Here is a 19,325-nt window from a genome sequence, read left to right on the forward strand (position 1 = left end):
GTTTACGCTTGTGCGTTGCTTCCCATCAGTTCGTCGAAAGCAACTGCTTTCGTCGTGACTTTCGACAGGCCCAACACGTAAGTGACGACGTTTTCTTCCAATACAAGGGCTTCGATCTCACCCAGACGACGACGGTCGCTGTAGTAGTACTTCAGCACTTCGCGTGGATCTTCGTAGCTTTGGGCGAAATCTTCGATTTGCGCTTTGACTTGCTCAGGCGTTGCCTGCAGGTTGTTGTCGCCCACCAGTTGCGACAGGATCAGGCCCAGGCGTACGCGACGCTCGGCTTTTTCTGCGAACAGTTCTGCTGGGAAAGGCACGTCCTTGACGTTCATGCCGCGCTGCGCCATGTCCTGGCGGGTCATTTCGGCCAGGCGCTCGGAATCCTGAGCGATCAGCGTTTTTGGCACGTCCAGCTCAGCAACTTTGATCAGCGCGTCCATGACGGCTTCCTTGTTGCGTGCTTTCACGCGGCCAGCGACTTCACGTTGCAGGTTGACTTTGATGTCTTCGCGCATTTTGGCCAGGTCGCCATCGGCAACGCCCAAGGACTTGGCGAATTCAGCATCGACTTCTGGCAGGTGCGCCCATTCCAGCTTTTGCAGGGTGATGGTGAACGAAGCGGTTTTACCGGCAACGTCCTTGCCATGGTAGTCCTCAGGGAACGACAATGGGAAAGTCTTCGATTCGCCCACTTTCAGGCCCAGGGTCGCTGCTTCGAATTCTGGCAGCATGCGGCCTTCGCCCAGCACGAAAGCGTAGCCTTCAGCTTTGCCGCCTGGGAATTCAACGCCGTCGATCGAGCCGACGAAGTCGACCGTCACGCGGTCGCCATTGGCAGCAATCGGCTCACCGCCGTCGCCGTGTTCGCCAGCTTCGCCCTTGGCGTGGAAGTGCACGCGCTGCTTGCGCAGGATGTCGATGGTCTTGTCGATTTCGGCTTCCGACACGTCGGCTTGCACGGTTTCGATTTCAACGGCCGTCAGGTCGCCGATCGCGACTTCCGGATACACTTCGAAGGTTGCGTCGAAAGCCAGCTGGCCTTCGGCTGCTTCTTCTTTCGGCACGATGTTCGGGAAACCGGCGACGCGCAGATTGTTTTCGTTGGCGGCGTCGTTGAACGCGCGGCCAACTTTGTCATTCAGCACTTCCGATTCAATTTGGTAGCCGTATTGTGCTGCGACCATTTTCAACGGCACTTTGCCCGGACGGAAGCCCGGTGCCTTAGCCGTACGGGCTTGCACTTTCAGGCGCTTCTCAACTTCCGTGCGGACGTCCGTCAGCGGGAAGGAGATCGTGATACGACGTTCGAGTTTGCCCAAGGTTTCGACTGCAGTTGCCATGTAAAAAATCGTCCAAAAAATAAACACTGTTGGTGCGAGAAAAGAAGACCCGACCCCTTGCGCCATCGCTGGCGGCAAGACATGGGTCCAGCTTCACTCGCTCGCATATTCATCTGTAAAAGCACTGGAAAACAGGACGATGGACCTGGTCTACCCGGCTGAGGGAAAACCCGCACCAGGCACCAAACAATCCGCCGCTTCCAGTACTGCGACAGGGCTCCGAGCGTCCAGCCTTGCTTTCAAGTAAATGCAAGGCCAGCCATCATTCGGTAAAGCGTGGCATTATAACAAAGGACTTCGGGAAAGTGGCTGGCTTTGCAGCCCGGCCACAGAGGATGCCAGCGGCGGCGAACGAATCGCTACAGCCTGGGTTGCCCTGTCTTTACTCTTGCCCCGGCATTCTTTATTTCGCCAGAGACAGGCTTTCCAGCCTGCTTCATTCATTAGTATATGCGAACTGTCGCTCCGTCCGAAACAAAGAAATGCGCTCTTGGCGAAGATTTCAGCCAAAAAACCTTCGATTTACCTCAATTTGGCCATTTTTCAGGCAAATCTCCGTCCGCGCCCCGCCCTGCCGCACCATCTCAGGCAAAAAAATTGCACAAACAAAGGCATGCCGAATGATGGAAAGACAGGAAAGGCAACAGAAAAACAGGAAAGACGCCTGCAACGAGGCTGAAGAACAACTTGATGGTACTGCACTTCCGGGCTGGAACAACCCGGATTGGTGCGGATGGGGAGACTCGAACTCCCAAGCCGAAGCACTGGCTTCTAAGACCAGCGTGTCTACCAATTCCACCACATCCGCATTTTGTACTACTTTGTACTACTTGCTCCCTGATTTTAACAACTCGGGAACGATCTGGCTACCGTGGACTTATTCAGCGAGCCCTCGGTAAAGCAAAGGCGGCATTTTACTGGATTTCCCAGAGGAATGCCGCCTTTTTTATGACTGCACCTTGGCGCTGGCTCCTAGCCTTCTTTTGCGGTCACCGGCTCCGGCTTCTTGACCCGGAACCAGGCCGCATACAGGGCCGGCAGGAACAGCAGGGTCAAAGCCGTCGCCAGGATCAGGCCGCCCATGATGGCGACCGCCCTGGGTGATCCGCCCCAGAACATGGAGCGCGACAGCGGGATCATCGCCAGAGTGGAGCGTTTACTTCCCTAGCTCCCAATCTTGTCCAGCGGCTCCGGCTTCTTGACCCGGAACCAGGCCGCATACAGGGCCGGCAGGAACAGCAGGGTCAAAGCCGTCGCAAGGATCAGGCCGCCCATGATGGCGACCGCCATCGGCCCCCAGAACACGGAACGCGACAAAGGAATCATGGCCAGCGCGGCAGCCGCGGCCGTCAGCACGATGGGACGGCAGCGGCGCACGGCCGAGTCGATGATGGCATCCCAAGGTGCCGAGCCATCCTTGATGTCTTGCTCGATCTGGTCGACGAGGATCACCGAGTTGCGAATGATCATGCCGAACAGTGCGATCACGCCCAGGTTGGCCACGAAACCCAGCGGACGATGCAGCAGCAGCAAGGCAAACGCGGCGCCCGCCACGCCCAAGGGCCCCGTCAGGAACACCAGCAGGGAGCGCGAGAAACTGTGCAACTGCAGCATCAGCAAGGTGAAGATGATGAAGATGGCCAGCGGCAAGTTGGCCGCGATCGACGCTTCCGCCTCGCCGCTGTTGGCCGCCACGCCCTTCACCGTGATGCGGTAGCCGTTCGGCATCCTGGCCCGCAAGGCATCGAGCTGCGGCGCCAGCTGCGTCGACACGGTGGCACCCTGGATGCCGTCGACCACGTCCGATTGCACGGTAATGGCCCATTCGCGCTTGTCGCGCCAGACCACGCCCGGCTCCCACACGAAATGCGCGCGGGCCAGCTGCGAGATAGGCACGGACTTGCCCGTTGCCGTCGGAATATTCGTGTCATTCAGCACGGAAATCGTTGCCCGCTCGACCAAAGGCTGGCGCACCTGGATATCGATCAGCTTATTGTCTTCACGGAACTGGCCGATGACGGTGCCAGACAGAATCGTATTGGCCGCCTGCATCACCGTCTTCGAAGTGACGCCCAGCGCGCGCATCTTGTCCTGGTCCAGGTCCAGGCGCAGCACTTTCACCGATTCATTCCAGTTGTCATTGACGCCCAGGGTGTTCGGATTGGCGCGCAGGATGTCCTTGACCTGGTCGGCGATGGCGCGCACGCCCGCCACTTCCGGCCCCGTGACGCGAAATTGCACGGGATACGGCACCGGTGGTCCGTTCGGCAACAGTTTTACCCTGCCCCGCACTTCCGGGAAATCCTTCTTGAAGACATCGACGATTTGCTGGCGCAAGCGTTCGCGGTCCGCGAGGCTCTTCGGCAAGACCACTACTTGCGACACATTGGTCTGCGGGAAGATCTGGTCCAGCGGCAGGTAGAAACGGGGACTGCCCGTGCCCACGTAGCTGGTCACGCTATCCACGCCGTCGAGCTTGCTGACGAACGCCTCGAATTTCTTCACCTGCTTTTCATTCGCGGCAAAGGTCGTGCCCTCGGGCGACCACAGCTCCACCATCAGTTCCGGACGGCTGGAATCGGGGAAGAATTGCTTCTCGATAAAGTTAAAGCCATAAATGCCCAGCGCAAAGATGGCCAGCGTGGCGACGATCGTCGTCTTGCGCCATTCCACGCACCAGGTGACGGCGCGGCGGAAGCGGCGGAAGTTCGGCGTATCGAACAATTCATGGTCGTTATGCGCGTGCGGTTTCACTTTCAGCAAGACGTAGCCGATGTAGGGCGTAAAGACGACAGCCACCACCCAGGAAATAATCAGGGCCAGCGCATTGACGGAGAACAAGGAGAACGTGTATTCGCCGGCGGCCGACTTGGCCAGGCCGATGGGCAAGAAACCCGCCACCGTGATCAGCGTGCCCGTCAGCATGGGCATGGCCGTCGACGTGTAGGCGAACGTGGCCGCGTCGAAGCGGGACATGCCCTCTTCCATCTTGCGCACCATCATCTCGACGGCAATGATGGCGTCATCGACCAGCAAGCCCAGCGCGATGATCAGAGCGCCCAGGGAAATCTTGTGCAAGTCGATGTCGAGCAGGCGCATGAAGAGGAAGGTGACGGCCAGCACCAGGGGGATGGTCAGCGCCACCACCAGGCCGGGCCGCACGTCGATGCGCAGCGGTTTCGTGTGCAAGCCCAGCGCAACAAAGCTGACGGCCAGCACGATCAAAATGGCTTCGACCAGGGTATGCACGAATTCACCCACGGAAGCGGAGACGGCTTCCGGCTGGTTCGACACGCGCTGCAACTCTATGCCGACCGGCAATTCGCTCTTCATGCGCGTCACCGTCGTTTGCAAGGCCTTGCCCATGTCGATGATGTTGCCGCCCTTTTCCATCGACACGCCCAGGCCAATCACTTCCTTGCCATTGAAACGCATCTTGTCCTTGGGCGGATCGACGAATTCGCGTTTCACGGTGGCAAAGTCGCCGAGCCGGAAGGTCGTGCCGTTGGCGCGCAGCTCCAGGTTTTCCAGGTCCTTGACGGTCACCATGGCGCCCGTCACGCGCACTTGCAGATTGTCCGTCGGCGTCACCAGCACGCCGGTGGCGTTGATGCTGTTTTGTTCGGACAATTGCTGCACGATGGCGTCAAAAGGAATGCCCAGTTGGGCAAATTTCTTGTGCGAAAAGATGATATTAATCTTTTCGTCTTGCACGCCGAACAGCTCCACCTTCGACACCTGCCCCACGGCCAGCAGCTCCTGGCGCACCTTGTCCGCGTAATCCTTCATTTCCGCGTAGGTGAAACCGTCGCCGGACAGGGCGAAGATGGAGCCATAGGTGTCGCCGAACTCGTCATTGAAGAACGGGCCCACCACGCCGGCCGGCAAGGTGCCCTTGATGTCGCCGATCTTCTTGCGCACCTGGTACCAGGCGGCGGCCGTTTCCTTGGGTGGCGCCGATTCGCGCAATTCCAGCAAGATCAATGTCTCACCAGGCTTCGAATAACTGGTGATTTCATTGATGTAGGGCGTTTCCTGCAGCTTCTTTTCCAGCTTGTCCGTCACCTGCTCGGCCATCTGCAGCGCTGTGGCGCCGGGCCAGTACGCTTGCAAGACCATGGCGCGGAAGGTAAACGGGGGATCTTCATCCTGGCCCAGGCTGGCATAGCTGAGCATGCCGCCGATCAGCAGCACGGCCATCAGGTAGCGCGTCAGCGGGATGTGTTCGAGGGCCCAGCGCGACAGATTGAAGCCGCCCTTCATTTGACGGCCCCCATGCTGGCTGCGGCGGCAGGCTTGCTGGCCAGTTCGGCGCCAAGGATAGACACTTTCTGGCCAGGCTTGAGCAGGTTGACGCCAGCCGTGACCACCGTCTGGCCCGCTTTCACGCCCGAGGTCAGCAGCAACTCATTGCCCGCCACGCCACCCACCGTCACCGGCACCAGCTTCACGGCACCGTTTTCCACCACCCACACGGAGCTTTGCGATTTTTCATTGAACAGGGCCGTCAACGGCACCTTGATCTGCGGCGTGGCCGTCTGCGAGGCAAACTGCACCACGGCCGTCATGCCCAGGCGCGCTTGCGGCGCGTCCGGGATGCTGACCCTGGCCAGGTAGGTGCGGGTGGCGGCATCGGCCACGGGAGACACGACACGTATCTTGCCCGGCAAGCCCTGCTTCGGGTCGGCCCACAGGCGCACCATCACATCCTTGACGCCGCGCAAGGTGTCCACCTTGTCTTCGGGAATGCCGATCACGACTTCCTTCTCGCCGCTCCTGGCCACTTGCACCACGGGCGTGCCAGGCACCACCACCTGCCCCACTTCGGTCTCGATGCGCGTGACGACGCCATCGACGTCGGCCAGCAAGCTGGCATAACCGGACTGGTTCGCCTGGCCCCGGTACAAGGCCTGGGCCGCTTCCACATTCGCCTGCGCCGCCTTGTAAGTGGCATCCTTGCCATCAAGCACAGCCTGGCTGACGAAATTTTTCTCGCGCAAATCCTGATAGCGCTTCAGTTCGGCGCGCGCCAGGTCGCGGTTCGTTTCCGCGCTGACCAGCGAGGCCTTGGCCTGCGCCTGCGACAGTTGCAAGTCGACCGGATCGAGCTGCATCAGCACTTGCCCTTTCTTCACGCTGGCGCCCACCTCGACCTTGCGCGCGACAATCTTGCCGCCCACGCGGAAACCCAGCTGCGATACCACGCGGGGCACGACCTCGCCCGCCAGCTCGGCACTCACGTCAACATTACTGCTAGAGAGCACCATCGCGCGCACGGGGCGCACGTCGTCCACTTTGACGGCAGGCTTGGAACAGGCCGCCAGGGTCAGCGCCAGGGCGGCGCCGGCGATCAGGCGCAGGGCGGGCAGTGCGGGTGCGCCGGTCTCGCGGCGCAGGGTTTTCAGGGCAAACAAGGTATTTTCCTTTACTATGCGGGCTGTTAGATTTTTACGTGAAGAAACTTTTCGCTTGCTATGCGATGCTAGCCAAACTTTTTCGCACGCGATATCCTTAAATTTGTGACAATATCAGCTTGATCATGACAGGGAGTGTCTTCCCCTAATGACTTTCTGGTTATTAATTATAATCGTGCGTAAAAGCTTTTAGTGACTTTTGCGTCATTAATCTTGAGACATACAACGTTCAGCAATCCTCCTGCGCTGGCAGGGTGCCGGACAAAAACTGCAAGACTAAAGAAGCGTGTTCAATGCCTGTAGACCATTACGAAAATTTTCCTGTTGCATCCTTCCTGCTGCCGCGCCGCCTGGTGCCAGCCGTCGAAGCCATCTATGCCTTCGCCCGCAGCGCCGACGACCTGGCCGACGAAGGTGACGCCACGCCGGCCGAACGCCTGGCCGCCCTGCGCGCCTATGAAGAGGCGCTGGGCCGCATAGCCCGCCACGAAGGCCATGCCGGCGAGAATGCCGCCATGTTCGAACGCCTGGCCGCCGTCATCGCCAGATTCCAGTTGCCGCTGAAACCGTTTTACGATTTGTTGTCGGCCTTCAAGCAGGATGTGCGAACGACGCGCTACGCCACCTACGACGACCTGCTCGATTACTGCGCCCGTTCCGCCAACCCCGTGGGACTGCTGATGCTGCACCTGTACGGTGCGGCCGATGAACAGAATGTACGCGATTCCGATGCGATATGTTCAGCATTGCAACTAATTAATTTTTTGCAAGACGTTGCCATCGACCAGCAAAAAGAGCGCATCTACCTGCCGATGGAAGACTTGAGCCGCTTTGCCGTCTCCGCCGCCGCCTTCGAGCGGCCCGAGGGGCACGGCAAGTGGAGCGCCCTGATGCGCTTTGAAGTGGCCCGCGCGCGCGCCCTGATGCTGTCCGGCGCGCCGCTGGCCCTGCGTTTGCGCGGGCGCATCGGCTGGGAACTGCGTCTGGTGGTGCAAGGGGGCTTGCGCATCCTCGAAGCCATCGAAGCCGTCAATTACGACGTGTTCCGGCGCCGACCCAAGCTGGAGAAACGCGACTGGCTGATCATTTTCTGGCGCGCCCTGCGCATGTCGCGCAAAAGCCTGCATCAAGAGACACAAGTAAAAACGGCTTTTCCCCCGTCGCCCACTCTGTAAGACGATAGAATAGCGGCTTCGATCTGCAACCCTTGCTCTTTTGACTATGTCTCCCGACGAATACTGCCAACAAAAGGCCGCCCAGAGCGGCTCCAGCTTCTACTACAGCTTCCTGTTCCTGCCTGCCGAACGGCGCAAGGCCATCACGGCCCTGTACGCTTTCTGCCGCGAAGTCGATGACACGGTCGACGAATGCACGGACGAAGCCGTGGCACGCACCAAGCTGGTCTGGTGGCGCAAGGAAGTCAAGGCCATGTACGAGGGCAACCCCACGCATCCCGTGATGCGCGCGCTGCAGCCGCACCTGGCCATCTATCAACTGGAAGAAAAGCATTTGCAGGCCATCATCGACGGCATGGAAATGGACTTGAACCAGACCCGCTACCTCGATTACCAGGCCATGAGCCGGTATTGCTGGCATGTGGCCAGCGTCGTGGGTATCTTGTCGGCCAGCATCTTTGGCGCGACCCGCCCGGAAACCCTGCTGTACGCGGAAAAACTGGGCCACGCCTTCCAGCTGACCAACATCATCCGCGATGTGGGCGAAGATGCGCGCAAGGGGCGCATCTACCTGCCGATCAGCGAGTTGCAGCAATTCAATGTGACGGCGGCCGACCTGCTGAACGCGCGTCACAGCGAAAACTTTGAAAACCTCATGCGCTTCCAGGTGGCGCGCGCACAACAGGCGTATGACGAAGCGTTTGCGCTCCTGCCAGCCGAGGACCGCCGCGCCCAGCGTCCGGGCCTGATCATGGCCGCCATCTACCGCACCTTGCTCAATGAAGTCGAGCGCGACGGCTACCACGTGCTGAAACAGCGCATTTCGCTCACGCCGATCCGCAAACTGTGGCTGGCCTGGAAGACCTGGGTTCGTGGCTGAGCGTAGCGTGAAGCAGCGCTACGCCGTCATCGGCGCTGGCTGGGCTGGCTGCGCGGCGGCCATGGAACTGGCGCGCGCCGGCCATGCCGTTACCGTCTACGAAGCGGCGCGTACCCTGGGCGGCCGCGCGCGCCGGGTCGAGAGAGAAAACACCGTGCTCGACAACGGCCAGCACATCTTGCTGGGCGCGTACACGGAAACCTTGCGCCTGATCAAGCTGTCGGGGCAAGACCCTGCAGAACTGATCCTCACCCTGCCCCTGCAAATGCGCTATCCGGTCGGTTCCGATGGCATGGATTTCATCGCGCCGCGCCTGCCCGCGCCGCTGCACCTGGCATGGGCCCTGCTGCGCGCCAAAGGTTTGCAGCGCGCCGACAAGCTGGCCCTGATGCGCTTTTCCACCGCCATGCGGACGATGGGCTGGCAGTTGTACAACGATTGCACGGTCAGCGAATTGCTGCAGCGCTTCGACCAGACGGACCGCCTGAACCGGCTGATGTGGCACCCGCTGTGCCTGGCCGCACTGAATACCCCGCCCGAGCGGGCCTCTGCCCGCGTCTTCATCAACGTGCTGCGGGACAGCCTGGGGGCATCGCGCCGCCGCGCCTCCGACATGCTGATTCCGAAAGCGAATCTGAGTGCCCTGTTTCCCGAGGCGGCCGCCCGCTACCTGGTCCAGCATGGCGGCGCAGTGCGCACGGGCGCCAAGGTCGCCGCCTTGCGGGCCATGCCCGATGGCCGCTGGAGACTCGATGACGGCGTCGATGACGGGGAAAGCTTTGATGGCGTGATCGTCGCCACCTCGTCCGTGCAGGCCGCCAACCTGTTGCAAGGTTTGCACGACGCACGTCTGGACGATGCTATTGATCGAGTGCAAGCTTTCACGCCGGAAGCCATCAGCACCTGCTACCTGCAATACGACGCCTCGGTGCGCCTGGACTTGCCGTTGTACGCGCTCGCCGATGCACCACAGCAGCAGCACTGGGGCCAGTTCGTCTTCGACCGGGGCCAGCTCGACGCCAGCCAGGCGGGCTTGCTGGCCGTCGTCATCAGCGCGTCCGGCCCTGCCGCCGAGCAAGGCCACGCGCCGCTGGCGCAAGCCATTGCCGCCCAGTTGGCACAGGTGTTGCAACGCCCGGACCTGGCGCAGCCCGTGTGGACCCAGCTGATCACGGAAAAGCGCGCCACCTTTGCCTGCACGCCGGACCTGGCGCGCCCCGGCAACGCCAGCGGCGTGCCGGGCTTGCTGTTGGCCGGCGACTACACGGCCAATGAGGACCGGACGCAAGACTATCCGGCCACCATCGAGGCGGCCGTGCGCAGCGGCGTGGCGGCGGCAAGGGCCGTCACCGCGGGCAAGATGGCAAAGTAGACTTGACGGTGCATCCTGCCCTGGTGTCGCTCGCCCCCGCGAAATTGCATTCTGTCGCACCGCACTGGTGCGCCTGCATGCGCCTGGGTACAGTCTGATCATCGACAACGGCCATGCCACGGGGAATACCATGCACACCACCTTGCACTTGAAAAACAGCTTGAAAGCCGTGGCGCTACTGGCTTGTGTGGCGCTGGCCACCCTGATCGTCATGCACGGTCAGCAAGCGCCACAATCGCCATTGCTGCTGAGCCAGGCAAGCATGCTGCTGCCGGCAGTGGGCTAAGCGGCGCGCAGGAACAGGAAGAATATGATGAACAAGCAAGATTATCTCGATGCGCTGCGGCACGCGCTGGCAGGCTTGCCACCGGACCTGGTGGCCAAGACCCTCGATTATTACGAACAAACCTTCATCGAAGGGGCGGCGGCCGGCCGCAGCGAGCATGAGATCGCCGACGACCTGGGCGACCCAAAAAAAATCGCCCTGACCTTGCGCAGCAGTACCCACCGCCAGGCTTTTGAACACAAGAAAACCCCCGTCAACCTGCTGCGCCTGCTCGTCTCGCTACTGGGCCTGGCCATCTTTAACCTGTTCATGGTCGTGCCTGCCGCCGTCTACGCGGCCCTGCTGGCCACCCTGTATGCCGTCGGCCTGAGCTTTTACCTGGCCGGCATCGCCATCACGGCCAGCGGCCTGTCCGGTGCCAACGAACTGGTGCTCGATGGTCCGCTGCGCCATGCCTTCATCCATGACGATGACGGCGGCGAAGGCGGCGAGCGGCGCGAGACGCGCATTACCATCGGCGACACGGGCATCGAAGTCGATCACCTGCCAGGTCCCTCGCAGCGTGAACCGGCCGAACCCCAGGGGCCGGGCGTTTCATCGCGCATGATGGAGCGGGCCGAAGCGCTGGCCGGTGGCGGCATCCGCATCTCCACCGACATGGACCGCGATGCGCGCACCACGCAAACCGTCTTCGGCGTGGGCATGCTGCTCGGCGGCATCGCCATATTCCTGCTCAGTCTGGTGGTCACGCGCTATACCTTGATCGGCATCAAGCGCTACATCGCCATGAATGTCTCCCTGCTCAAAGGTCACTAGAAAGGCTGCCATGAAACGCTTGCTCAAAGTTGGCCTGTCCATGCTCCTGCTGGCACTGGTCCTGATCGCCATGTCGTATGCGGCGCTGCGCGCCAAGGGAATCAGCAATCCCAGCAGCGCTGCCGGCCGCGCCGTGCGCAGCGAAACGCGCGCGATTTCCGCCGATATCAACAGCATCGACCTGGCCGGCCCCATCGACCTGGTGCTGCGCCGCGGCGCCACGCCATCGATGAAGGTGAGCGGCGAGCAGCGTTTGCTGTCAAACGTCGCGACCACCGCCGATGGCACGACCCTGCATATCGGCCCGAAAGGCATGCTCTTCCACCATCGCCAGCCGCTACAGGTGGAACTGGTGCTGCCATCGCTCGTGCGCGTGGAAGTGCACGGCAATGGCGACAGCAAGATCACGGGATTTTCCGGCGACAGTTTCATCCTGGAATTGACGGGTTCGGGCGACGTCAGCTTCACGGGACGCTACAAGCAGGTGTCGGCCACCGTCAACGGCAGTGGCGACCTCGACATCAACGGCGGCAACAGCGACAGCGTGGTGCTCGAAATGGTGGGTTCGGGGCGCATTGCCGCCAGCGGCAACACGAAATTCCTGCGCGCCGACCTGAGCGGCTCAGGCGATATCGATGCCGAGCACCTGGCGGCCGACAAGGCCAGCGTCAGCCTGCAAGGCTCGGGCCAGAGTACCGTTTTCGTGCGCGACGCCGCCAACCTCACCTTGCGCGGCAGTGGCGACATCAACGTCCACGGCAACCCGCGCCAGCGCGATGCGCAGAAAAGCGGATCAGGCGATATTATCTGGCATTAACGTCCCTTCCAGCCAACTGACCGCCTGCTCGCCGGCCGCCTTGCCTTGCGCCAGGCAGGCCGTCAGCAGGTAGCCGCCCGTGGGCGCTTCCCAGTCCAGCATTTCACCGGCCACGAACACGCCCGGCATGGCGCGCAGCATGCAGCCGTCGATGCCGTCGAAAGCCACGCCGCCGGCGCTGCTGATGGCTTCATCGATGGGGCGCGGACGCACAAGTCGGACGGGCAGCAGCTTGATGGCGGCCGCCAGCCTGGCTTCATCGGCAAAGTCGGCCGCGCTCAGGCATTCGCGCAGCAAGCCCGATTTCACGCCCTTGATACCCAGCCGGCTTTGCAAATGGCTGGACATGGAACGTGCACCGCGCGGGCGCGTGACTTCCTCGAATACCCGTTCATGACTGTAGTCGGGCGCCAGGTCCAGCCAGATGGTGGTGTGGCCCTCCAGCGCGATCTGCTCGCGCAGTGCCGCCGACAGCGCATAAATCAGGCCGCCTTCCACACCGCCCGCCGTGATCACGCACTGCCCCTGGCGCTTGACCGTCAAGCCATCGATGTCATGCGCCGTGATGGCCACCGTGGCCAGGTGTTCGCCCGCGTAACGGCTGCTGAAATGCGCGCTCCAGTCCACGTCGAAGCCGCAATTGGCCGGCGCCAGTGCTGCCACGGCGACGCCCTGCCCTTGCAGCAACGGCACCCAGGCGCCATCGGAACCGAGGCGCGCCCAGCTGCCGCCGCCCAGCGCCAGGATGACGGCGTCGAAGGAGCGCAGGCGTTCGCCGTCCGGCGTGGCAAAGGCCAGCTGGCCGTCTTGCCAGCCCGTCCAGCGGTGGCGCATGTGAAATTGCACGCCCGCTTCGCGCAAGCGGTGCAGCCAGGCGCGCAGCAAAGGCGCGGCCTTCATATCGGTCGGAAAGACGCGGTTCGAGGAACCAACGAAGGTGTCCACGCCCAGGCCGTGCACCCAGTCGCGCACCTTCTGCGGGCCGAACTGGTCCAGCGCCGGTTTCAGGCGGTTGGCCTGCCTGGCGTAGCGCGAGACAAAGGCCTGGTAGCCTTCCGCGTGCGTGATATTCATGCCGCCGCGTCCGGCCAGCAGGAATTTGCGGCCGACGGAGGGCATGGCGTCGAACAATTCCACCTGCGCCCCCTGGTCGGCGGCCGCCTGGGCGGCCATCAGGCCGGCGGGGCCGCCGCCGATGACGGCGATGTGAAACGGAGGGGAGCTGGAATTGGTCATGGCAAGCTGGGAAGACGCTGAAAACCCCGGCATTTTAGTCGAGATAAGGCCTGGGGATGGCAATAATGCCGAAAAATGATGCATACTGCGCGGACATGCTGTAGCGATCAGTACTTTGACTTCATGAGACAATGAGACGACAAGAGGAGAAACACATGGGTGCAGGATTCTGGATTTCCCGCTATTTGCTGGCCAGTTCGATTTTATTCATGATCCTGACGGTGGTCGATTACAGCAAAGGCAACGTGAGCAAGGCCAGCTTGCTGGGCGCCCTGGCCTGGGCACTGGTGGCCTCGGCCATCTTCATCGGCTCGAAATACTGGCGACGCAAGAAAGCCATCGACTGCGCCACCTGCAGCGATACCACGGCCAGCAAGCCTAAAACCAAGTCTTCATGAAAAAACGGCCACTTCGATGAAGTGGCCGTTTCATTTGGGCAAGCCCGATCAGCCGCCCGTCACGGGCGGGAAGAATGCCACTTCATCGCCGTCCGCAATCACGGTGCCAGCATCGCACATCACCTGATTATGCGCCATGCGCAGCGCGCGGCCCTGCGCCAGCGCGTATTCCCAGTTGCCGCCGCGGGCGATCAGGAGATTTCTCACCTCGCCCACCGTCAGCGGCGCGGCCACTTCCAGTACTTCCTGGCCCGTGCCCACCAACTCACGCACGCTGGCAAAAAAACGCAGATTGATCTTCATCGATACTTCCTTAGTACAGCAATTCGTTAAACGGGATAAAACGCAGCATGTCGCCGCGCGCAATCGACAGCCCCGGCGGGCAATCGATCAAGCCGTCACCCCACACGGTGGACGTCAGCACGCCCGAACTCTGGTTAGCGAACAGTTCCAGCTCGCCGTCGTCATTGACCTTGGCGCGCAAAAACTCGTTGCGCTTGTCCGCCTTCTGGCGTTCAAACGCGGCCGGCAGCCTGTAGCTGCGCGGCGCCAGATTGCCCGCCACGCCTTGCAGGCGCAGGATGAAGGGGCGCACGAACAGCAGGAACGTGACAAAACTCGACACGGGATTGCCGGGCAAGCCGACAAAGAACGCATCCTGCACTTCGCCAAACGCCAGCGGTTTGCCCGGTTTGACGGCGATCTGCCACATATTGAGCCGCCCTTCCGCTTCCACGGCAGGCTTGATATGGTCTTCCTCTCCCACGGACACGCCGCCCGAGGTGATGATCAAATCATTGCCCTGGGCCGCCTGACGCAGCACGGCGCGCGTGGCCACCAGGCTGTCGGGCACGATGCCCAGGTCCGTGATGTCGCAGCCGAGGTTTTCCAACAGACCGCGCAGGGTAAAACGGTTCGAGTTGTAGACGGCGCCCGGCGCCAAAGGTTCACCGGGCATGGCCAGTTCGTCGCCCGTAAAGAAGACGGCGACGCGCAGCTTGCGCAGCACGGGTAATTGCGCCAGGCCCACCGAGGCGGCCAGGCCCATTTCCTGGCTGCGCAGGCGCCGGCCAGCGCCAAGGATCTCGCCACCGGCGCGGATATCCTCGCCCTGGCGGCGCACCCACTCGCCCGCATGCGGCACGTGATTGACCGTTACCATGCCGTCGGCCGCCGTGCACTGCTCCTGCATCACCACGCAATCGGCGCCATCCGGCAGCAACGCACCGGTAAAGATGCGCGCCGCCGTCCCCGGCTGCAGGGGCTGGCCCAAGTGGCCGGCCGCGATGCGCTGCGACACGGGCAAGCTGGCCGCGCCGCTGGCGCAATCGCGCGCGCGCACGCAATAGCCATCCATCTGCGTGTTGTCGCGCTCGGGCACGTTCAGGGTCGACGTCTGGGCGGCCGCCAGCACGCGGCCATTGGCGCGCATGGTGTCGACCAGCTCCACTTCGGTCACGGGGCGCGCCGCGCCCAGCATGAACGCTTGCGCCTCGGCCACCGACAGCATGGGTTTGCGTGGCGCAGTCGGATCGCTCATCACAGGCCCGCTCATCACAAGCCCGTATTTGTGGCGATGTACGCTTTCATCTTTGCCACGTCGGCATCCATCACGACGAACTTTTGCGGCAAGTCTTCGATGTTTTCGAAACCGGCCGGGCGCTCAGCGTCCACGCCCAGCGCTTCGAGGATGGTTTCGTTGAACTTGGCCGCCAGCGCCGTTTCCAGCACGATCATCGGCACGTTCGGCTCCAGGTGCTCGCGCGCCACCTTGATGCCGTCGGCCGTGTGCGTGTCGATGGTGATGCCGTAGTCGTCGGCCACGTCGCGGATGGTGTCGAGGCGGTCCTGGTGCGTGGACTTGCCCGACTTGAAGCCATATTTTGCCACCAGCTTGAACTCATCGCCATCGCTGCCAGGCTTGCCGGACAAGTCAAAACCGCCGTGCGTTTCCACTTTGGTAAACAGCGCGCGCACGCGCTCGCTGTCGCGGCCCACCAGGTCGTAGACGAAGCGCTCGAAATTCGACGCTTTCGAGATATCCATCGATGGGCTGCTGGTATGGTAGGTTTCGGCCGACTTGCGCACACGGTACACGCCCGTGCGGAAGAATTCGTCGAGCACGTCGTTTTCATTCGTCGCCGCCACCAGTTTCGAGATCGGCAGCCCCATCATGCGGGCGATATGGCCGGCGCAGATATTGCCGAAGTTGCCCGACGGCACCGTGAACGACACTTTTTGCTCATTGCTGGTGGTGGCCGCCAGGTAGCCGCGGAAGTAGTACACGACTTGCGCCACGACGCGCGCCCAATTGATGGAATTGACGGTGCCGATTTTCTGTTGCGCCTTGAACGGCAAATCGTTCGACACGGCCTTCACCATATCCTGGCAATCGTCGAACACGCCTTGTACGGCGATGTTAACAATGTTCGGGTCTTGCAGGCTGAACATCTGCGCCGTCTGGAAGGCGCTCATTTTTTTGTGTGGCGACAACATGAAGACGCGGATGCCCTTCTTGCCGCGCATCGCGTATTCGGCCGCGCTGCCCGTGTCGCCCGACGTGGCACCGAAGATATTGAGTTCGGCGCCCGTCTTGGCCAGGGTGAATTCGAACAGGTTGCCCAATAGCTGCATCGCCATGTCCTTGAAGGCCAGGGTCGGGCCGTTCGACAGTGCCTGCAGCATCAGGGTGGTCTGGCCGCCCTTGACGACGTTTTCTTCGAGCACGCGCAGCGGCGTGATGTCGGCCGCGTTTTCGCCGGCGCGGGCGTTCTTGTAGACTGCCTTGGTATAGGTTTTCGCCGTCAATGCCTTCAGGTCCGCGGCCGGGATATCGGTGGCGAACTTCTTCAGGATTTCGAATGCCAGGTCGGCATACGACAATGTGCGCCAGGCGTTGAGCTCGGCACCAGTGACTTGCGGGTAGTGTTCAGGGAGATACAGTCCGCCATCGGGGGCCAGGCCGCCCAGAAGGATGTCGGAGAATTGCTGCAGATTCAATGGCGCTTTATCAGCGCGGGTAGACACGTAATGCATAGATTTGAAGAGTCCAGTTGAGCTGAGTGCGGTTAATCATGAATGGCAGCGGATATTATAGTGCCAGCCGCTCCCCAAGGCGAATCGCATGCGTACGCCACCGTCCTGGTCGTCGCGCCTGTTGTCAAACAGCAGCGTCCGGCAAAGCTAAAACCATTGCACTTTGGAAATTTTCTATGACGAGATCAACGCCCCTCGTAAAGATGCGTCCCCATACTGGCGTGCGCGCCTGATTTGCGCCACACTGATGTTTGTCGGCCGAATTGCGGCCATTCATGGAACAGGCCATGTCGCTGAGTAAAAAACCGTATCTGCAAAGCGCCACGCTGCGCACCGACGCCGTCGTCGACCTGGATCACTATCCGTTCAGCATCCCCGCCATCCGCGACTTCGTGCACATGGACTTCCACCGCGACGTGACGTTTTTCGTGGGCGAGAATGGCAGCGGCAAGTCGACCATGCTCGAAGCGCTGGCCGTGGGATTGGGTTTCGGCAAGGATGGCGGCACGCGCAATGTGCGCATCGCCCTGCCATCGGACGAGGAATCGGGCTTGCACGCATATTTGCGTCTGAGCAAGAGCTACAAGAAGCCCGACGACAGTTATTTTTTGCGCGCCGAGAGCTTTTTCAACGTCGCCACCTACATGGACGACATGCCCGAATACCTGGGTAGCTACGGCGGCAAGTCGCTGCACGCGCAATCGCACGGCGAAGCGTTCATGGCGACCCTGATCAACAAGCTGCGGGGCAAGGGACTGTATCTGCTGGATGAACCCGAGGCAGCCCTGTCGCCCAGCCGGCAGATGGCGGCCCTGTCGGTAATCCACCAGCTGGTGCAGGACGACTCGCAGCTGATCATCGCCACCCACTCACCCATCCTGCTGGCCTACCCAAACGCGAAAATCCTCAGCTTTACGGGCGGCGGCATCCACGAAGTGGCATATGAAGACACGGAACACTACGCCGTGACGCGCGATTTCCTGAATAACTACCCGAGAAGGCTGGAACAGTTGTTTGAGGAGGAGTGAGGGTGCAATAAGACGCAGCGGAAATCTGGAGTCAGACGGGGACGCCGAGTCCCGGCGGGTCTGACCCCGGCACTTAGCAAGCGGCGTGGTTGACGGTGATCACGTGCACGGCCAACCCGCCCAAGGACGTTTCCTTGTACTTGTCCTGCATGTCCGCGCCCGTCTGGCGCATGGTTTCGATGACTTCGTCGAGGCTGACGAAATGCGTGCCGTCGCCCTTCAGCGCCAGCGAGGCGGCCGTAATCGCTTTCACGGCGCCCATGCCATTGCGCTCGATGCACGGGATCTGCACCAGGCCGCCGATAGGATCGCAGGTCATGCCCAGGTGGTGCTCGATGCCGATTTCGGCGGCGTTCTCGATCTGTTCATTTGTGCCGCCCAGGGCCGCCACCAGGCCGGCCGCCGCCATGGCGCAAGCCACGCCCACTTCGCCCTGGCAACCCACTTCGGCGCCCGAGATCGACGCATTGCGCTTGCACAGCATGCCGATGGCGGCTGCCGTCAGCATGAAGCGGCGCACGCCGCCCACGGGGTCGCTGGGGCGGCAATCCTGCGCGTAGTAGCGCAGCACGGCCGGGATGATGCCGGCGGCGCCGTTGGTCGGCGCCGTCACCACGCGCCCGCCGGCCGCGTTTTCTTCGTTGACGGCCATCGCGTACAGGCTCACCAGGTGCACGGCGTCGTGCGGCAAGTCGTTGGCGCGGTTGTCCGACGCCTTCGCCTCCTGCGCCAGACGCCATAATTTCGCGGCGCGGCGCTTCACGTTCAAGCCGCCCGGCAGGTTGCCCGTCGTTTCCAGGCCGTGCGCGATGCAGTCGCGCATGACATGCCAGATGCGGTCCAGGCCTTCGTTCAATTCGGCGTCGCTGCGCTTGACGCATTCGTTGGCGCGCAGCATTTCCGGGATCGACAGGCCGCTTTCCACACCATGCGCCAGCAACTGCTCCATGGTGTCGAAGGGGAAGACGACCCGCGCGCTGGCGGCCGACTCCACCGCCGCCTCGGCCTGCGCCGAGGTTTGAGCTTCTCCGGCTTCGCGGATAAACCCGCCGCCGATCGAGTAATACACCTTGTCGACCCGGCTGCCGTCCGCCAGTTTCAAGGTAAAGCGCATGCCGTTCGGGTGCTCGGGCAGGGATTCGCTCTTGTGCCAGATCAAGCCCGTGGCCGCCGTAAACGGCACGACATGCGTGCCCAGCAGCGCGATTTCACCAGCCTCCTCGATGGCGGCCAGCTTGCTGTCGACGGCATCGGGCGCCACGTCTTGCGGCGTTTCACCCATCAAGCCCAGAATGACGGCCTTGTCCGTGGCATGGCCCACGCCCGTCAGCGCCAGCGAGCCATACAGGGCCGCCTCGACGCCCACTACCTGGTCCAGCGGACCGTATTCGACCAGAAAACGCCGCGCCGCCGCCATCGGCCCCACCGTATGGGAACTCGACGGCCCGATGCCGATCTTGAACAGGTCAAATACGCTCATATCCATGTAGTGTCTCTTTATCTTAGTATGTTTTTAAATGCGCG

At 61.8% G+C, this 19,325-nt stretch carries 17 protein-coding genes and 1 tRNA gene; 9 read left to right on the forward strand and 9 right to left on the reverse strand.

Annotated elements, in window-relative coordinates; all coding sequences use genetic code 11:
* Nucleotides 1–2: 2 nt before the first annotated feature.
* Complete coding sequence (gene tig / locus ACQ4WN_RS24190; protein WP_436553808.1) at nucleotides 3–1,343, reverse strand: trigger factor; 1,341 nt, start codon at nucleotides 1,341–1,343, stop codon at nucleotides 3–5.
* Nucleotides 1,344–1,590: 247 nt separating this feature from the next.
* Between tig and ACQ4WN_RS24195 the strand changes: the two genes are divergently transcribed.
* Nucleotides 1,591–2,022: a hypothetical protein gene (locus ACQ4WN_RS24195; RefSeq protein ID WP_436553809.1), complete on the forward strand. Its 432-nt coding sequence runs from the start codon at nucleotides 1,591–1,593 to the stop codon at nucleotides 2,020–2,022.
* 46 nt (nucleotides 2,023–2,068) lie between these two features.
* Here ACQ4WN_RS24195 and ACQ4WN_RS24200 read toward each other — a convergent pair.
* The 3 genes from ACQ4WN_RS24200 to ACQ4WN_RS24210 all read right to left on the reverse strand — a co-directional run bounded on the left by ACQ4WN_RS24200 (nucleotide 2,069) and on the right by ACQ4WN_RS24210 (nucleotide 6,757).
* Nucleotides 2,069–2,151, reverse strand: a tRNA-Leu gene (locus ACQ4WN_RS24200).
* A gap of 356 nt (nucleotides 2,152–2,507) precedes the next feature.
* Nucleotides 2,508–5,606, reverse strand: a complete 3,099-nt coding sequence (locus ACQ4WN_RS24205; protein ID WP_436553810.1) for an efflux RND transporter permease subunit — start codon at nucleotides 5,604–5,606, stop codon at nucleotides 2,508–2,510.
* The gene (locus ACQ4WN_RS24210) at nucleotides 5,603–6,757 is read right to left on the reverse strand and encodes an efflux RND transporter periplasmic adaptor subunit (RefSeq protein ID WP_436553811.1); all 1,155 of its coding nucleotides are present in this window, start codon (nucleotides 6,755–6,757) and stop codon (nucleotides 5,603–5,605) included. The genes ACQ4WN_RS24205 and ACQ4WN_RS24210 overlap by 4 nt, the downstream gene beginning before the upstream one ends.
* 293 nt (nucleotides 6,758–7,050) lie before the next feature.
* Here ACQ4WN_RS24210 and hpnC point away from each other — a divergent pair, with 293 nt between their 5' ends.
* From hpnC to ACQ4WN_RS24240, 6 genes are all read left to right on the forward strand, one after another.
* The gene (gene hpnC, locus ACQ4WN_RS24215) at nucleotides 7,051–7,932 is read left to right on the forward strand and encodes a squalene synthase HpnC (RefSeq protein WP_436553812.1); all 882 of its coding nucleotides are present in this window, start codon (nucleotides 7,051–7,053) and stop codon (nucleotides 7,930–7,932) included.
* A 46-nt stretch (nucleotides 7,933–7,978) separates the two neighbouring features.
* Nucleotides 7,979–8,812 carry a presqualene diphosphate synthase HpnD gene (hpnD, locus tag ACQ4WN_RS24220; protein WP_436553834.1) on the forward strand — a complete coding sequence of 278 codons (834 nt, stop codon included), beginning with the start codon at nucleotides 7,979–7,981 and terminating at the stop codon, nucleotides 8,810–8,812.
* Nucleotides 8,805–10,184, forward strand: a complete 1,380-nt coding sequence (gene hpnE, locus ACQ4WN_RS24225) for a hydroxysqualene dehydroxylase HpnE (protein ID WP_436553813.1) — start codon at nucleotides 8,805–8,807, stop codon at nucleotides 10,182–10,184. Before hpnD ends, hpnE begins: the two co-directional genes overlap by 8 nt.
* A 130-nt stretch (nucleotides 10,185–10,314) precedes the next feature.
* The gene (locus tag ACQ4WN_RS24230) at nucleotides 10,315–10,470 is read left to right on the forward strand and encodes a hypothetical protein (RefSeq protein ID WP_436553814.1); all 156 of its coding nucleotides are present in this window, start codon (nucleotides 10,315–10,317) and stop codon (nucleotides 10,468–10,470) included.
* 24 nt (nucleotides 10,471–10,494) lie between these two features.
* A complete protein-coding gene (locus tag ACQ4WN_RS24235) occupies nucleotides 10,495–11,286 on the forward strand; it encodes a DUF1700 domain-containing protein (protein ID WP_436553815.1) in 792 nt (263 codons plus the stop codon).
* A 10-nt stretch (nucleotides 11,287–11,296) separates the two neighbouring features.
* Complete coding sequence (locus ACQ4WN_RS24240; protein ID WP_436553816.1) at nucleotides 11,297–12,103, forward strand: head GIN domain-containing protein; 807 nt, start codon at nucleotides 11,297–11,299, stop codon at nucleotides 12,101–12,103.
* Here ACQ4WN_RS24240 and ACQ4WN_RS24245 read toward each other — a convergent pair.
* Nucleotides 12,080–13,339: a TIGR03862 family flavoprotein gene (locus ACQ4WN_RS24245; protein ID WP_436553817.1), complete on the reverse strand. Its 1,260-nt coding sequence runs from the start codon at nucleotides 13,337–13,339 to the stop codon at nucleotides 12,080–12,082. The two genes, ACQ4WN_RS24240 and ACQ4WN_RS24245, sit on opposite strands and share 24 nt — an antisense overlap.
* A 155-nt stretch (nucleotides 13,340–13,494) precedes the next feature.
* Here ACQ4WN_RS24245 and ACQ4WN_RS24250 point away from each other — a divergent pair, with 155 nt between their 5' ends.
* Nucleotides 13,495–13,737, forward strand: coding sequence for a hypothetical protein (locus ACQ4WN_RS24250; protein ID WP_436553818.1), 243 nt, complete (start codon nucleotides 13,495–13,497; stop codon nucleotides 13,735–13,737).
* A 48-nt stretch (nucleotides 13,738–13,785) separates the two neighbouring features.
* Here ACQ4WN_RS24250 and moaD read toward each other — a convergent pair whose 3' ends face one another.
* The 3 genes from moaD to thrC are packed head-to-tail and all read right to left on the reverse strand — an operon-like array spanning nucleotide 13,786 to nucleotide 16,773.
* The gene (moaD, locus tag ACQ4WN_RS24255) at nucleotides 13,786–14,040 is read right to left on the reverse strand and encodes a molybdopterin converting factor subunit 1 (RefSeq protein WP_436553819.1); all 255 of its coding nucleotides are present in this window, start codon (nucleotides 14,038–14,040) and stop codon (nucleotides 13,786–13,788) included.
* A gap of 10 nt (nucleotides 14,041–14,050) precedes the next feature.
* On the reverse strand, nucleotides 14,051–15,277 hold the full coding sequence (locus ACQ4WN_RS24260; protein ID WP_436553820.1) for a molybdopterin molybdotransferase MoeA: 1,227 nt from the start codon (nucleotides 15,275–15,277) through the stop codon (nucleotides 14,051–14,053).
* A gap of 14 nt (nucleotides 15,278–15,291) precedes the next feature.
* Nucleotides 15,292–16,773 (reverse strand): threonine synthase, encoded by a 1,482-nt coding sequence (gene thrC / locus ACQ4WN_RS24265; protein ID WP_436553821.1) that lies wholly within the window; start codon nucleotides 16,771–16,773, stop codon nucleotides 15,292–15,294.
* A gap of 287 nt (nucleotides 16,774–17,060) precedes the next feature.
* On the opposite strand from thrC, the gene ACQ4WN_RS24270 reads away from it, so the two are divergent.
* Nucleotides 17,061–17,801, forward strand: a complete 741-nt coding sequence (locus ACQ4WN_RS24270; RefSeq protein ID WP_436553822.1) for an AAA family ATPase — start codon at nucleotides 17,061–17,063, stop codon at nucleotides 17,799–17,801.
* A gap of 73 nt (nucleotides 17,802–17,874) precedes the next feature.
* Here ACQ4WN_RS24270 and ACQ4WN_RS24275 read toward each other — a convergent pair whose 3' ends face one another.
* Nucleotides 17,875–19,287 (reverse strand): L-serine ammonia-lyase, encoded by a 1,413-nt coding sequence (locus tag ACQ4WN_RS24275; RefSeq protein WP_436553823.1) that lies wholly within the window; start codon nucleotides 19,285–19,287, stop codon nucleotides 17,875–17,877.
* Nucleotides 19,288–19,325: the final 38 nt, after the last annotated feature.

This window comes from Janthinobacterium pasteuri, from assembly GCF_051380775.1.
Lineage (GTDB): Bacteria > Pseudomonadota > Gammaproteobacteria > Burkholderiales > Burkholderiaceae_D > Janthinobacterium.

Excerpts from the sequence above, each read along its gene's own strand:
- ACQ4WN_RS24240 (WP_436553816.1), top strand. The coding sequence starts at position 11,297 with ATGAAACGCTTGCTCAAAGTTGGCCTGTCCATGCTCCTGCTGGCACTG.
- ACQ4WN_RS24270 (WP_436553822.1), top strand. The coding sequence starts at position 17,061 with ATGTCGCTGAGTAAAAAACCGTATCTGCAAAGCGCCACGCTGCGCACC.
- ACQ4WN_RS24230 (WP_436553814.1), top strand. The coding sequence starts at position 10,315 with ATGCACACCACCTTGCACTTGAAAAACAGCTTGAAAGCCGTGGCGCTA.
- ACQ4WN_RS24275 (WP_436553823.1), bottom strand. The coding sequence starts at position 19,287 with ATGGATATGAGCGTATTTGACCTGTTCAAGATCGGCATCGGGCCGTCG.
- ACQ4WN_RS24245 (WP_436553817.1), bottom strand. The coding sequence starts at position 13,339 with ATGACCAATTCCAGCTCCCCTCCGTTTCACATCGCCGTCATCGGCGGC.
- ACQ4WN_RS24195 (WP_436553809.1), top strand. The coding sequence starts at position 1,591 with ATGCAAGGCCAGCCATCATTCGGTAAAGCGTGGCATTATAACAAAGGA.
- hpnC (WP_436553812.1), top strand. The coding sequence starts at position 7,051 with ATGCCTGTAGACCATTACGAAAATTTTCCTGTTGCATCCTTCCTGCTG.
- ACQ4WN_RS24235 (WP_436553815.1), top strand. The coding sequence starts at position 10,495 with ATGATGAACAAGCAAGATTATCTCGATGCGCTGCGGCACGCGCTGGCA.
- hpnD (WP_436553834.1), top strand. The coding sequence starts at position 7,979 with ATGTCTCCCGACGAATACTGCCAACAAAAGGCCGCCCAGAGCGGCTCC.
- ACQ4WN_RS24205 (WP_436553810.1), bottom strand. The coding sequence starts at position 5,606 with ATGAAGGGCGGCTTCAATCTGTCGCGCTGGGCCCTCGAACACATCCCG.
- ACQ4WN_RS24250 (WP_436553818.1), top strand. The coding sequence starts at position 13,495 with ATGGGTGCAGGATTCTGGATTTCCCGCTATTTGCTGGCCAGTTCGATT.
- moaD (WP_436553819.1), bottom strand. The coding sequence starts at position 14,040 with ATGAAGATCAATCTGCGTTTTTTTGCCAGCGTGCGTGAGTTGGTGGGC.
- thrC (WP_436553821.1), bottom strand. The coding sequence starts at position 16,773 with ATGCATTACGTGTCTACCCGCGCTGATAAAGCGCCATTGAATCTGCAG.
- ACQ4WN_RS24260 (WP_436553820.1), bottom strand. The coding sequence starts at position 15,277 with ATGAGCGATCCGACTGCGCCACGCAAACCCATGCTGTCGGTGGCCGAG.
- tig (WP_436553808.1), bottom strand. The coding sequence starts at position 1,343 with ATGGCAACTGCAGTCGAAACCTTGGGCAAACTCGAACGTCGTATCACG.